Origin of the sequence: Caballeronia zhejiangensis, assembly GCF_022879815.1 — a bacterium.
Taxonomy (GTDB): Bacteria; Pseudomonadota; Gammaproteobacteria; order Burkholderiales; family Burkholderiaceae; genus Caballeronia; species Caballeronia zhejiangensis.
On sequence record NZ_CP084284.1, the window covers coordinates 181,698 to 196,625 of the forward strand.

Below are 14,928 nucleotides of genomic sequence, written 5' to 3' on the forward strand. Positions count from 1 at the left end.
GAGCGCAAGTCGAAAGCATCCGCTGCGCTCTTCGGGTGCAAAACAAAGCTTTGTTAAAGCGCGTGATTCGATAAATGCGTTACCAATTAGAATCACTTGTTACTGTTTTTAACACGCCAGTTTCACATTTATGGAAAAGCGAATATGCAGCCTGGGAAAGCTTATTAGCTACGACGTATTTCCCCATAGGGTTCACGTCGTTTCAGACCCGGCACTTCCTCCCGCGATCGGGCGCTGACGCTTGAGCAACGGCACGCCTTGCAGATGCAGCGTGAAGGCCATGGCCGCAGCAACCAGCGTCTCGACGATCAGCACCGTAGCCGCCGCGCCTTGCTCGCCGAAGAGCTTCGCCAGCACGGCAAGCAAGCTGAAATTCAGTACCGCGGAGGCCATCAGCACGCGGCTGAACTGTGCCTTCATGCCGAGCGGCAGCATCGTCTGAACACCGAACAGATCCGTCAGGCCGACCATCAACGGCACGAATGCCATCCAGCGCAACACCTCTACGGTAGGCAAGAACTTCGGCCCATACAAGAGTTTTACTGCAAGCGGCGCGCCGAAGAAGATGCACACCGAGATCAGCGACACGATCAGGCCTTGCACGACGAACATCTTGCGCAGGAATGCAAACGCATCATCCTTTGCGTGATGCATGAGAAAGCTCACGCGCGGATAGGCTGCGGTCTTGAGCGGCTGAAGCATGTTCAACGCGGCACGGATCAGCTTGTCGGCCGCGGCGAAATAACCTGCTGCAACATTACCCGAAATAAATGTCAGGAGCACGATGTTGCTCGATGCATAGATGTCGACGATCGACGTCGCCATGAATACGCTCCATCCGTCCTTCAGACGAACGACGATGGTACGGAGCGACACGCGCACGAAGTCGAGCTCGCGCCGCAGATAAAGGTACGTGCAAATCGCGATGCCCGACAGCAGCGGCACCAGAGCATTGACGGCCATCGCTTTATGGACATCGTCATGCTCGCGCACGAAGAGATACATCGCAGGAATGCTGAGGGCACGTCCGATGAATACGAACAGGCTCAACATGCCGAGATCTTCGATGCCCTGAAAGTACCACGTCGGAATTAACATTGCACCGACTGCCTGACCATAGCCGATGAGAAGCAACTCGCGGTTCTCTTGCAGATAAGGTACGACCGACGTCAGCGCGATGACAACGAAGAAGCCAGCTAATGCAAGCGCGGCCTGCGTGACGATGGTTTCCCAGAACAGCTTCGAGCGCATTTCGCGGCTCTGACGATTGATCGAGATCTTCGGCGTCGCGGTCAGCGAAAAGCTGTAATTGGTGATTGAGATGAAGTATGCGGTGAAGGCGAGGCCGAACGAAAGGCGTCCGTATTCGCTGGGGCCGAGGACGCGTGCGAGCCATGGCAGCGTCAGCAACGGTGCGAGGTATGTGGATACCTGCAGCGTCATCAATATCGTGAAGTTCTTTCGAAATGAAGCCATTGAACGGTTTTTCCCCGGCTTTAGCGCAGCTTGATTTTATGACTATGACGCAGGGCTACGAACCCTGCATGCTCGCCCGTTACGGGCGGGCCATTGCGTGACAACGCATGAAGCGATTAGTTTCGCTCGTACGTATTGCCGTCAATGCGGCGCGGGCCAAAGAGGTCTGCGCACTTGTGCCTTGGCCTGGCATCAAGCGCGCTGAAGTTGAACGAAATGCGCCGGTTCCGGACCGTCGTACACTTCCGGAGAGTGCGCTGTCTGTGCGACAGAAGCTATTTAACAAGGAAAACCCGTATTTGTCAGTGGGTTTGCACACGTAATACGATGATCGGATGCGATCGTTCGATTGAAATTTTCGCGAAGTGCTGGTAAGCGAAAGGCGCGTGAACCACGTGGCCTTCCCTTCCGACACATGACGTGTCGCAATAGTTCGCCGATAGCATCTTGTGCGAGCGTCGAATGAAAACGCATGCGCATGATGCCGAATCGGTCGTGCACGCGAATTGCTGCGAGCGGCGCAGCGGAGCGCGTTGCGCACCGCTGCCGCAGGCGTGGTAGGCGCTCACATATAATGACTTGCAAGGTTTCTCGCGCGTCCTCGTTCGTCAGGCCAATACGCGCACTGCCACTACGCATCCAGCTTCCGCGACATCAACCGCAACACCGATACACCAAGGATCCACAACCGTGACAACGTCTTTTTCCAGTACGGTCGAACTCGAAGGCGACAAGTCCTTCGATGCGGCCGTCGCAGGAAACGACGGCGTGCTGGTGCTCGACGCCGCCCAGCGATGCCTCTCCGCCGACTCCGTTCTCGCTCATCTCTTCGATCTTGATCCCGCCGCGCTGAACGGCCGCGCACTCGCCGACACGCCGTTGCCACGGCCGCTCACTGCGGTGCTCGCCGAGGCTGCCGATGCCGCGCTCGCAGGCAACGGCACGCGTCGCGCGCATGTGAGCTTCGGCGAAGACGACGCGCGGCGCGCCTTCTCGATCATCGCGCTGCCGGGCCCGGATTGCGTGACGCTGATCGTATCGCCGGCGAACGCGCCGGACGGCGAGCCCAGCGCAAAGGATCGCATCGCGCATCTGCGAGCCGAGGCTGCGCTTTTCATGCGCGATCATGTGCTGTCGGTCGTATCGCACGATTTGCGCGGCCCGCTCAACGCAATTCATAGCTGGGGTTATGTGCTGGAGCGCAAGGTCGACGCCAACGATGCCGCCGCGCAGCGCGCGCTCGCGGGCATTCGCTCGGGCGTCGAGCAACAGGTGAAGCTCATCGAGCAATCGGTCGATACGACGCGCGCCGAGACCAAGGCGCTACAGGTCGCGCTCGCGCCGGTCGCGTTGCGACCACTTCTGGAAAAGAGCGCGGCGCTCGCGCGTGCCGGCGTCGCGCGCGCGCGTGACGTGACGATCGACATCGATTCGCCGCTCGCGGAAGAACAAGTCGAAGGCGATGGCGAACGTCTGTTGCAGACGCTCTGGCTCATGCTCGCGTTCGCCGCCGAAGCGAGTCCCGCGGGCGCGACGGTGCGTGTGTCGAGCAACGTCGAGGGCAGCATGTGGCGCACGGACGTGCAATTCACGGCATCGGCACAGGCGCTCGGCGATACGGCCTCGCCGCACGTGCTCGAAGCGTTCGCGCGGTGTCAGGCGCTCGAGCCGCGCGAAGGCGGACGCATCGCATGGGGCCTCGCATTGTGCAAGCGCGTGTCGGAGGCGCATGGCGGCGCGTTCGAGCACAGCGATATCGCCGACAACGCCGAAGTGACGTTATCGGTGCGCGTGCCGGTCGCGGGCATGTAATTGACTTTCGATCAGCTGTCACCCATATACTGACGCTTTCCACTTTCGAAGAGAGTTGCTTTGGCTCAGGTTGTCGCGCTGATCGGCGCATTGTTGCTCGTCGCGTTGAATGGTTTCTTCGTCGCGGCGGAGTTCGGGCTCGTCAAGCTGCGGGCCACGCGCGTCAAGGCGTTGGCACGCACCAATGGCTTGCCTGGCCGACTGCTCGCAAAGGTGCACGGGCAGCTCGATGCTTATCTTTCCGCATGTCAGCTCGGCATTACGCTGGCATCGCTCGGACTCGGCTGGATCGGTGAGCCCGCGTTCGCGGCGCTGCTTCATCCGCTCTTTGCACTGCTCGGCGTCGAGTCGGAGAAGCTGATCGACTCGATCTCGCTCTTCTTCGCGTTCTCCGTCATTTCGTTCCTGCATATCGTCGTTGGCGAACTGGCGCCGAAGTCGTGGGCCATCCGTCGCGCGGAACAGGTGGGCCTGTGGCTTGCCACGCCGCTATATGGCTTTTACTGGCTGATGTATCCGTTCATCTGGGTGCTGAATACGAGCGCGAACTTCGTGCTGCGTCTTTTCGGCATTTCGGCCGAACATGGTCACGACGCGCATTACTCCACGGACGAGCTCAAGCTGATCCTGCGCGGGCGCCGTCATGGCGGCGGCTCCTCGTATAACGAGGACGAGTGGAATACGATCGCGCATTCGCTCGATTTCAGCCGCATGACGGTGTCGGATCTGATGCGTCCGGCGCACGAGCTGGTCGGCTTGCGCAATGATCTGCCGATGCGCGACAACCTCGCCGTGATCGCGCGGCATCGTTTCTCGCGCTATCCGCTTTTCGCCGATGCGTCGGGCGAGCGCGTGATCGGCATGATCCATCTGAAGGACCTTCTGCTTTCAGGCGATGGCGGCGCGCGTGGCATCCACTTCAACTTTTCGAAGGATGCGGTCGGGAAGATCGACAAGCTTTCGCGTCATGTGCGGCCGGTGCAGTACGTGGCGCCGAATCTGTCGGCGCTCGAGCTGTTTCGGCGCTTTCGCAAGGGCGCGCCGCATCTGGCGATCGTTGGGCGCAAGGGCGCGAAGCCAATCGGTTTCATCACGCTCGATAACCTGCTTGGCGCGCTCGTGGGGCAGATTCACGACGAGTTTCGTCAGGGCGATGCCGATTGGTCGCGCATGGATGACGGCACGTTGATGGGCAAGGGCAGCTTGCCGGTTGTTTCGCTCGAGCGCGCGTTGGGGATCGATATCGATGAAGGACGCGCGGAGTCGGTTGGCGGGCTCGTAATCAATGCTTTGGGCGATTTGCCCAGTGAAGGGCAGCGGGTGGAGTTCGATCGGTTCGATATCGTGGTGAAGAAGATGAAGGGGCCGAGGATTGTGCTGGTTCGGGTGTATCCGCGGGAGGAGGCGCTTGAGGAAGCGGAATGACCTATTTGGGTTTTTCTTCGCTTTCGCTAGTGATTTCGCCGGATCCCGTTTTCTTAGTGGTCTATTGGCACTGCCCCTGTGCGGGGCGGCAGTCACTTTCTTTGCTGCTGCAAAGAAAGTAACCAAAGAAAGCAGCTCCCGATACGCCCGCGGTCACACGCAATTTGGGTAGTCCTCTCGTCCATCGTGGGCTGCCTAAAGAGTGCCCTCATCACAATCGGGCTTGGCTCGCGCACGGTCTGTCACATCGCACCACACAACGAGGTGGTTCAGCACCAAATAGCTCCGGCCCGCTTCGCGGCCGATGGGTCAATCGGGGATGCATGTGCTTGTCTACTAACGTCTCCATCTCACCGCAAGTGCCGCACGTTGGTTTCCCTTGCATACCTGGCGGCAGCGCGTAGCGCTGTGCCGAAGCCATTTCGTGCTGAACCAGTGTCCTCAGCGTTTTCGGGCGGCGGACCGCGCGCGATCCAAGCCCCGTTATTGTGATGAGGGCACTCTTTAGGCGAGTGCCACCGTGGACGAGAGGACTACCCAAATTGCGTGTGACCGCGGGCTTAACGAGCTGCTTTCTTTGCTTACTTTCTTTGCAGCAGCAAAGAAAGTGAGTGCCGCCCCGCACAGGGGCAGTGCTAATAGACCGACGCGAAACCGGGATCCGGCGACAAGCGAAAGCAAGAGCGAAAGCAAAAGAAAAAGCGAAAGCAACAAGCGAAAGCGAAAAGCAGAAACCTAAGCCTTAGGCACCCCTTCCTCAACAAGCAAAGCCACCGGCATAACCCCAAGCGCATCGCGCAAAAACAACCTCGCCCCATCGGCTTTAGGCGCACTAGGACTGAGCCAGTCAAACAAAGCCCTTGAATGCAGCGCTTCTGGCAACACGATGGCGGTATCGCCCCAACGCTCGGCCTCGACAAGCGGCACGTCGCGCCCGACGTCCAGCAGCGGCGCTGCAAGCCGCGTCGCAACAACGACAGCAAACGCGCTCCCCGCATGCCGCGCATACGCAATCACGCGCCCCGCATGCTCGCCCTCGACCTCGAGCGGCAAATACTCGCCCTGCGCAAACAACGACTCGCAATGCTTGCGCAAGGCCAAAGCCCGCCGCACCATTGCAAGCTTGACGCGCCCATCGCGCCAGTTCGCCAATTGCTCCGAAGGCGGCCCTTGCTCTTCGATCTCGAGAAGCCACTTGCGACGCAACTCATAATCGACAGGCCGACGATTGTCCGGATCGACAAGACTGAAATCCCACAACTCCGTGCCCTGATAAAGGTCCGGCACGCCCGGCGACGTGAGCCGCAAAAGCGTTTGCTGAAAGCTGTTGATCGCGCCGAGCGGTCCGAGCCGCGTGATGAACGCCGATAGCTCACGCAGAAAGCCATCGCGGCGCTGCGGCGCGACGATATCGAACAGAAAGTCCCTGCACGCGTTCTCATACGCTTCGTCGGGTGCAAACCAGCTCGTGCGCGTCTTCGACTCGCGCAGCGCCTTCAGTTGCCATCCGGCGACACGTTCGGCGAGTTCGCGAACGCCCGCTTCGTCATCGGGCGCGAGTGTGGTCGGCCAGCATCCGACGAGCGTCTGATACAGCATCGCTTCCGCCGCCGGCCCCGGCGCCCAGTCGTCGATACCGGTGGTTTCGCCATGTCCGCCGCTCGGGCCGCGTCGCAATGGTGTGTTCAACGTCGACCATTGCCTGAGCGTCGCGGCCCATTCGTCGGGAAATTCGCTCAATGCAGCGATGCGCGCGCGCACGTCCTCGCCACGCTTGTGATCGTGCGTCGCCGTGCAAAGCATCGCGTGCGGAAACGCATCGAGGCGTTCGCGATTGCCCGCGTGAAACGCATCGACGGACAACGCGAACTCGCCCGGATCGGCGCCCACTTCGTTGCGCGAAATCAGCCGTCCGTAGCGATAACACGCCGTATCCTCGACCGCCTTCGCCGCCACGGGCGATGTCAGCTGCGAGAACAGCGTCTGCGCCGCGCGACGCTGCGAGCCGCTCGACGACGGGGGATTCGGCCCCGCCTGCGCCTGATTGCGATCGCGCTCACGTTCGCGATTGCGCTCCGCCGCGCGATCCCGGCCGCGTTCGGGACGGTCGTTGCGTTCGCCACGCTCGGGCTGCGGCAGTTCATCGGGCAGCTTGCCGCCGAGCCATTGCGCGACCTGATCCAGCACCACATGGTCCGCACGCGCGAGCACCGCGCGCGCGGCTTCGAGCGCCTGCGCGAAAAAGTGCTCGTCATCGGGGCTGCGCACGCCGCCCACGGGATAGATGCGATACACCGGAAACTGCACGACGAGTTCCGCGACCGCGCGCCGTATCGACGTGAATGTGAAATCGCGCGTGGTCTGCGCATCGCGTGCAATGCGATGCAGCGCGCGCGTCACGCGATCCAGTTCCGCCGCAAGATTCTCCGCGAGTATCTTGCGGCGCGCGGCGAGCGCTTCGTCGGCGAAGCATGCGCTCTTGCCCGTGATCTCGGCCCAAAGCGCGGCAAGCGGCTCCGCGCCCGCCGGATCGTGCAGCAGCGCGCCGACATCGTTCATGAAGTCGTAACCGGTCGTGCCATCGACCTGCCAGTCGCGGCGCAACGGCTCGCCGCGCGCAAGAATCTTTTCGACGACGAAATACGTGCGCCCATTGCCATGCCGCAACGCCTCGGGCCGTTCCGCCGCCAACTCTTCGAGCCGCGCGCGCAGGCGCTGGCAATACTCGCGCGGTTCGGCGAGACCATCGACGTGATCGACGCGCACACCATCGATCAGACCTTCGGTGAAGAGCCGGAACACGAGCGCATGCGATGCCTCGAACACTTCAGGCCGCTCGACGCGCACGCCGCCGAGCGTGCTCACATCGAAGAAACGCCGCCAGTTCACTTCGTCCGCGGCGGTGCGCCACCATGCCAGCCGATAATGCTGGCGCTCCAGCAGCCGATGCAGCCGGTCGCGACCCGCCGACGTATCTGGCGAGTGCGCCGCGAGAATCGCCTCGATCGCGGCCTGGCCGCCTTCCGTCTGCGCGATGGTGATGAGCGCGGTGCGCGCATCGGCGGCGCGCGGCTGATCGGCGGGCTGCGTCGTCAGGCCGACGAAGCGTTGCGCGAGCTCGGGCGCTTCCTGGAACACGGCGGGGTAATCGACCGGACAGACTGGAAACACGTTCGAGTAATACTCGATGACGAAGCGCCCTTCATCCGCGCGATACGCGAGCTTGATCTTGCCGCCCTGCAACTCGTCGCCGTAAGACGCGCCGAGAAACGGCGCGAGCACCTTGCCGCGCAAGGCGGGATCGGGCGAATGCCAGTCGACGTCGAAGAAGCGCGCATGCGCGGCATGCCGTCCCCATTCGAGGATGTCCTGCCACCACGCGTTCTCCGAGCCGCCCACGCCCATGTGATTCGGCACGATATCGACGATCAGTCCCATCTCGTGCGCGCGCAGCTTCTCGACGAAGCGCCGCAGGCCGTCCTCGCCGCCCAGTTCGGGATTGACCGCCGTGTAGTCCACGACGTCGTAGCCGTGCGTGGAGCCGGCGGTCGCGGTCGTGATCGGCGAGACGTACGCGTGACTCACGCCGAGCAGCGCGAAGTAGTCCACGAGCGCGGCGGCATCGTCGAAAGTGAAGCCCTTGTGAAGCTGAAGCCTGAGCGTGGAACGCGGTACGGTCATGGTGATTCGGGTTTCGATTTGGGTTCGTTCGGTTGCGCGGAACGCTTGCGCGCGGCATCGACGGCGAGCAGGCGATCGGCGAAGGCATCGTCGAGAAACAGTTCGTCGACGGGCCGCGTGATGCGCCTTCTCCAGTTCGGATGCTCGTCGATGGAGCCGGGCAGATTCGGCTGCTCCACGAGCGCGAGCAAATCTTCGAGCGGATAGGTGACGAGCGGCGCGGGCGTCGCGGCGACGAAGGCGAGCGCCTCGTCGACGGGCGCATTGTCGATATCGGGCGCCTCCACGTCATCCGGTGCGATGCCCGCGTCCTGAAACGCGCGCCACAGATGCGCGCGATCTTCGCCGCGTTCCTCGAGCGCGGCTTCGACGGCATCGCGACCATCGGCGCGCGCCATCGTCTGGCCGATCTTCGAGCGCCACACGATGTCCTCGCCGCGCCACCATCCGGTGACGGTCGGCAGATCGTGCGTCGTCGTCGTCGCGGTGACGCCGCTGTCCCATTCGCGCGGCGGTTTGAAGCCCGGCCCGTCCACTTCGCGCTCGAACCACAGCACACGAATGCCAAGCAAGCCGTGCTCCTGCAAGCGCTCGGTAAAGCCGGGCGGCACGGTGCCGAGATCCTCGCCGACGACGATCGCGCGATGCCGCCACGATTCGAGCGCGATCAGCCGCAGCATGTCCTCGAGCGGATAGCGCAGATACGCGCCGTCCTTCGCGCTTTCGCCTTCGGGCACGAGCCACAGCCGGCGCAAGCCGAGTATGTGATCGATGCGGATGCCGCCCGCGCATTTGAACGCGCAACGCAGCATGTCGATGAACGCGGCGAAGCCTTGCGTACGCATCGCGCGCGGCGAGAACGTCGTGAGTCCCCACGATTGCCCGGCCTGGTTGAATAGATCCGGCGGCGCGCCGACCGACACGCCCGTGAGCATTTCATCGCGATACGACCATGCGTGGCTGCCCGCGCTGTCGCAACCGACGGCGAGATCCGCGACGAGCCCGACCGCCATGCCCGCATCGCGCGCGGCGTGTTGCGCGTGCAGGAGTCCCTTCGCGGCAAGCCATTGCGTGAAGAGATAAAAATCGACCTCGCGGCGATGCGCATCGGCGAATTCCGTCACCGCGTCGCTGCGCGGATCGCGCAACGCTTCGGGCCAGTTGCGCCAGTGACCTTCGCCGTTTTGCGCGATCTGCGCGGCCTGCAGCGCTTCGAAGCGCGCATGGTCTTCGAGCGGACGTCCGCCTTCCTCGACGAATGCGGCGAAGTCTTTCGCGAAGGGCGAATCGCGATCTTCGGAAAACGCGTCGAAGAGGGCGCGCAGAATCGCGAGGCGCGCTTTCGATGCGCGCGGCCAGTCGATCAGCGTCAGTCCTTCGAGTTCGGCGAGTTCCTTCGCGACGCCCGCTTTGTCGATCGCGGCGCGCGCGGCAGGCGCACCGAGCACCGCGGCAGGATCGACGTGCGCGATGTTGAGAAAGAGCCGCGACGACGGCGAATACGGGCTGAACTTGTTCGGCTCGGCGCTGAACATCGCGTGCATCGGGCTGATCGCGACGGCATGTCCGCCGCGCTTCGCAGTTTGCGTCGCGAGCGATGCGAGCGCGGTGAAATCGCCGATGCCGCCGTCGCCGTCACGCCGCAAGCCATACACTTGCGCCGCGACGCCCCACAGCGGCGGCGCCTTCGCCGCATCTTCGTGCAGCGTGCGCCACGCATCGTCGATGGTGTAGCAGCGCGCGGGCGCGACCGCGAGCGTCGTGCGATGGTCGTTGATGACGAGCGTGTGATAGCCCGGCTCCGCGATCGGCGAGAGCAGCGCGGTCTCGCCCTTCGGCGACGTGAAGCGCCCGTCGATCACTTCGCCGCTTTCCAGTTCGATGCGATAGCGCGCGCCCTGTTTCGCCGCCGACACCGGCAGCGCGATGCCGCGATCCACTTCGGCCGTGATGAGCGGCGGCAGCTTGCGGCCGCTCATTTCGGCATCGACGGCGTTCATGCTCTGCTTGATCTGCGTGGCGTTGCCACACGGCAGGCCGAGCTTTTCGAGCAGAATGCGCAGCGTCGTTTCAGGCACGCGCTGCGTGTTCTTGTGCGCGTCCTGCCATTCGATCTCGAAGCCCGCGCGCTCCGCGAGCGCCTCGATGCTGCTCACGGAACGCGTGGCGCCCGTCTGGGTCGTTTTCGTCGCGGCGGCGTTCACGAGACTTTTCCTTCCGCGGATGCCGGTTCGAAGCGGCGCGCGTCGTGCGCAATCGCATATTCGTTCACTTCGCCGGTGATCCACGCGATGAACGTGCGGGCGCCGAGTTCGCCGTTACGCACGCGATCCTGCGCGCGCGCCGGGGTCTCGAAGATGATCTTGCCCGGCGGCTGCTTGTCGAGCGCGACAGCCGCGTCGCCGAGATTGAGCGCGATGGAGAGCGTTTCGCCGTCGCCGAGCTTCCAGCGCGCGACGAGCGCCTTGTCGCCGAGCACGTCCGCGCCGAGCGCTTTGGCGCCCTTCAGACGCGGCGTGATGAGCTTCGCGCGCACCGTCAACGCCGATCGATAGAAGTGCAGCCATTCGAGCCGGTCTTCTTCGTCCTGCTTGTCGCTGATCTTCGGCGAGGACATGTCGAGCGTTTTCTCGTCGTTCGGATCGGGAATCTGCGCGCGGCGCTTTTCGTCGGTGAATGCGGAGAACTTCGCGAATTCCTTGCGACGGCCTTCGCGCACCGCATCGGCGAGTTGATCGTGATAGTCGGTGAAGAAGAGGAACGGCTGCCTCGATCCGTATTGCTCTTCCATGAAAAGCAGCGGAATCTGCGGCGAAAGCAGCAGAAGGCCGGTTGCGGCGAAGAGCGATTCGTCGTCGGTCAATGCGCGCAGGCGATCGCCCATCGCGCGATTGCCGATCTGATCGTGGTTCTGCAGGAACGCGACGAAGCGCGTGGGCGGCAGATGCGCGCTCGGTTCGCCGCGCGGCTTGCCGTCATGAATCGGCGACGGATCGCCCTGATACGCGAAACCTTCGCTGAGAATGCGCGCGAGCTTTTCGATCGGCTTGTCGGAATACGCGCCGTAGTAGCTCTCGTCCTCGCCGGTCAGCAGAACGTGCAGCGTGTTGTGCGCGTCGTCGTTCCATTGCGCGTCGAAATGCGTTTCCAGCAGATTCGCCGTGTTGTGCTCGTTCTCGAGCACGAGATGCACATGACGCCCCGCCTCGACGGAACTGCGGATGCGATGCGCCAGTTCGCGCAGCCATTCGTCATCGTTGATCGCGTGCACCGCGTCGAGGCGCAGGCCATCGAAACGATATTCGTTGAGCCAGTACAGGGCATTGTCGAAGAAAAAGTCGCGCACTTGCGGGCGCTCGAAGTCGATCGCCGGGCCCCACGGCGTGTTCACGCCTTCGCGGAAGAAGGTTTTCGCATACGCGTGCAGATAATTGCCGTCCGGTCCGAAGTGGTTGTAGACGACATCGAGAAAGACCATCAGGCCGAGACCGTGCGCGGTGTCGACGAGCCTCTTCAGATCTTCGGGACGGCCATACGCCGAGTCAGGCGCGTAGGGCAACACGCCGTCGTAGCCCCAGTTGCGCGTGCCGGAGAAATCGTTGAGCGGCATCAGCTCGATGGCCGTCACGCCGAGTTGCGCGAGTTCGGGCAGGCGCGCGGTGACGCCCGCGAAACCGCCCATCGCGCCGACGTGCAGTTCGTAAAGCACGGTTTCTTCCCACGGCCGGCCGTGCCAGTTCGTGTGCGTCCATCGATACGCGCGCGGGTCGATGACTTCGCTCGGTCCATGCACGTCCTGCGGCTGATAGCGCGAGGCGGGATCGGGCACGGCGAGGTCCTCGTCGAGCCGATAGCGATACAGCGTGCCCGCGCCGCCATCGGCTTCGGCTTCGAACCAACCGTCGCCGGTCGGCTGCATGTCGACGCGTTCGGGCGTGCCGCCCGCGCGCAGGATTTCCACTTGCACGGCATCGCGCGATGGCGCCCAGAAACGAAAGCGCGTGCGCGGATTGTCGCGTGCGGCGCCCGTTAGATGAGCGCCGAAAGGAAGGCAATACGCATATTGATGCTTGTGCGGATCGATCGGACGTTCGGACATGATTTCCTGCCTCTAATGCTGCGGTGGACTGCGTATGGGTTGTGCGTCAGTGAGGCGAATCGATCTCGGAATCGCGATGCGAGGGCATCGTGCCCGGATCGGGCGGCAATGCCGTCAGAAGACGCGGCCCCTGATGCGCGCCCGCCATCCAGACCGCTTGCCAGTCGGCATCGCCGGTCGGCTCGGCCAGCATCACCACGACGCTGTGCGCGGCCACTTCCAACTCGTTGCCGACGAGAGGCCGCGTCACCGAATCGGGCTCCGCGCTATCCAGGAGCACGTTCCATTCCAAGTGCGGCGCGGGCGGTGTGAACACGAGCCTTTGCGACGATGCATTGAACATGAGCAGCAGCACGTCGATTTCACCGTCGACGCCCGGGCCCGCGCGCCGCAGCGTGAGCGCGCGGCCTTCCGGATCCTGCCATGCTTCGATCGCGAGCGCGTTGCCGCGTTCATCGAACCAACTGACATCGTAGAGTCCCGGCAGCACTTCGCGGTCGCCGTAAAGGAAGCGCGTTTCGCGCAACACCGGGTAGTTTTTGCGCAGTGCAATAACTTTCGCGACGAACTCCGTCATCTCGACGCCGGCGGGCCTTTGCGCCGCGTCCCAGTCGATCCACGAAATCTCGTTGTCCTGGCAATAGGCATTGTTGTTGCCCTGCTGCGTGCGGCCGAATTCGTCGCCGCCGAGAAGCATCGGCGTGCCGAGCGAGAGCAGCGTCGTCGCGATCATCGAGCGGGCGAGACGCGCGCGCACTTCGAGAATCGCGGGATCGTCGGTCGGACCTTCGATGCCCCAGTTCGCGCTGCAATTCTCGTTGTGGCCGTCGTTGTTGCCTTCCTGATTCGCTTCGTTGTGCTTGTGCGAATACGCGGTGACGTCCGCAAGCGTGAAGCCGTCGTGCGACGCGACGAAGTTCACCGACGCCCATGGTTTCCTGAAGCGCCGGTTGAAAAGTTCCGCCGAGCCGGTGAGACGCGCGGCGAGATCGGGGCGCATGCCGGCATCGCCGCGCCAGAAACGCCGGACGCCATCGCGATACTTGTCGTTCCATTCCGCGAAGCCCGGCGGATGATTGCCGACCTGATAGCCGTCCGGCCCGATATCCCACGGCTCGGAGATGAGCTTGCGCGTGGAGAGAACGGGATCCTGGCGCACGGCATCGAAGAAGCCCGAGCCGGGATCGAAGCCGTGGCCTTCGCGGCCGAGCGTGACGCCGAGATCGAAGCGGAAGCCGTCGATGTTGAACGCCGTGCACCAGTAGCGCAGCGAGTCCATCACCATCTGCAAGACGCGCGGATGCGACAGATTCACCGTATTGCCGCAGCCGGTTTCGTTGATGTAGTGACGTTCGTCGCCGGGAATGAGGCGGTAGTAGCTTGCGTTGTCGAGGCCGCGCCACGAGACGGTCGGGCCGAGTTCGTTGCCTTCGCAAGTGTGGTTATAGACGACGTCGAGAATCACTTCGATGCCCGCCGCGTGCAGTTGACGTACGGCGATACGCATTTCGTTGAGCCGATGCGTCGACAGATAGGAAGGCTCTGGCGCGAAGAACGCGGCGGTGTTGTAGCCCCAGTAATTCCTGAGACTGCGTTCGACGAGAAAGCGGTCGTTGAGAAACGCGTGCACCGGAAGAAATTCGACGGCGGTGATGCCGAGCTTCTGCAAGTGCTCGATGAACCAAGGCGACGATAGCGCGGCGAAGGTGCCGCGTTCGTGCTGGCGGATGTCGTGGCGCATCATCGATGCACCGCGCACGTGCGTTTCGTAGACGATGGTTTCGCCCCAGGGCGTGTCGGGGCGCACGTCGCGCGACCAGTCGAAGGCGTCGTCGGTGACGATGCATTTGGGCATCGCGGGTGCGGAGTCGCGGCGATCCATCGACATGTCGAGGCGATTCGAATGCACGCGATAGCCGAAGAGGGCGTCGGACCATCGCCAGGGGCCGACGAGCTTTTTCGCGTAGGGATCGAGCAGCAGCTTGTGGGGATTGAAGCGATGACCTTGCTGCGGCTGATACGGGCCATGCGCGCGAAAGCCGTAGACGGTGCCGGGGTGCGCGCCGGGGAGATAGCCGTGCCAGATTTCGTCGGTGCACTCGGGCAGGTCGAAGCGCATCAGTTCCTTGCGGCCGGTGCTGTCGAAGAGACATACCTCGATGCGATGAGCATTCGATGAGAACACCGCGAAGTTGACGCCCAGACCGTCCCAGTTGGCTCCGAGCGGGTAGGGCGCGCCCGGGAGCAACTTGTCGGGGAGTGCATTTGCCATGTTGGCGCATCCTTTTGGGGTTTTTCTGCCTTTTCTGTTTCCTGCTCTTGTTCTTCGTATTGCTTGCGCTTCTATGGAATCCCGGTTTCTTAGTGGTCTATCAGCACTGCCCTGTGCGGGGCAACGCTGATAGACCGACGCGATTACGGGATCCGGCGAAAAA

7 protein-coding genes are annotated in these 14,928 nt (G+C 62.9%); 2 read left to right on the forward strand and 5 right to left on the reverse strand.

Annotated features, from left to right (window positions below; genetic code table 11):
- Nucleotides 1-192 precede the first annotated feature (192 nt).
- Nucleotides 193-1,476 carry a flippase gene (locus tag LDZ23_RS15380; protein WP_033536876.1) on the reverse strand — a complete coding sequence of 428 codons (1,284 nt, stop codon included), beginning with the start codon at nucleotides 1,474-1,476 and terminating at the stop codon, nucleotides 193-195.
- Between the two features lie 690 nt (nucleotides 1,477-2,166).
- Here LDZ23_RS15380 and LDZ23_RS15385 point away from each other — a divergent pair.
- On the forward strand, nucleotides 2,167-3,288 hold the full coding sequence (locus LDZ23_RS15385; RefSeq protein ID WP_244808183.1) for a sensor histidine kinase: 1,122 nt from the start codon (nucleotides 2,167-2,169) through the stop codon (nucleotides 3,286-3,288).
- A gap of 60 nt (nucleotides 3,289-3,348) precedes the next feature.
- The gene (locus LDZ23_RS15390) at nucleotides 3,349-4,713 is read left to right on the forward strand and encodes a hemolysin family protein (protein WP_008354020.1); all 1,365 of its coding nucleotides are present in this window, start codon (nucleotides 3,349-3,351) and stop codon (nucleotides 4,711-4,713) included.
- Nucleotides 4,714-5,448: 735 nt separating this feature from the next.
- Here the strand turns inward: LDZ23_RS15390 and treY are convergent.
- From treY to glgX, 4 genes are read right to left on the reverse strand one after another with little or no spacing between them, the layout of a single operon-like run.
- Nucleotides 5,449-8,394 carry a malto-oligosyltrehalose synthase gene (gene treY, locus LDZ23_RS15395; protein WP_244808184.1) on the reverse strand — a complete coding sequence of 982 codons (2,946 nt, stop codon included), beginning with the start codon at nucleotides 8,392-8,394 and terminating at the stop codon, nucleotides 5,449-5,451.
- A complete protein-coding gene (gene malQ / locus LDZ23_RS15400) occupies nucleotides 8,391-10,598 on the reverse strand; it encodes a 4-alpha-glucanotransferase (protein WP_008354018.1) in 2,208 nt (735 codons plus the stop codon). Before malQ ends, treY begins: the two co-directional genes overlap by 4 nt.
- Nucleotides 10,595-12,493 (reverse strand): malto-oligosyltrehalose trehalohydrolase, encoded by a 1,899-nt coding sequence (gene treZ, locus LDZ23_RS15405; protein ID WP_008354017.1) that lies wholly within the window; start codon nucleotides 12,491-12,493, stop codon nucleotides 10,595-10,597. The genes malQ and treZ overlap by 4 nt, the downstream gene beginning before the upstream one ends.
- 46 nt (nucleotides 12,494-12,539) lie before the next feature.
- Nucleotides 12,540-14,765, reverse strand: a complete 2,226-nt coding sequence (gene glgX / locus LDZ23_RS15410) for a glycogen debranching protein GlgX (protein WP_008354015.1) — start codon at nucleotides 14,763-14,765, stop codon at nucleotides 12,540-12,542.
- Nucleotides 14,766-14,928: the final 163 nt, after the last annotated feature.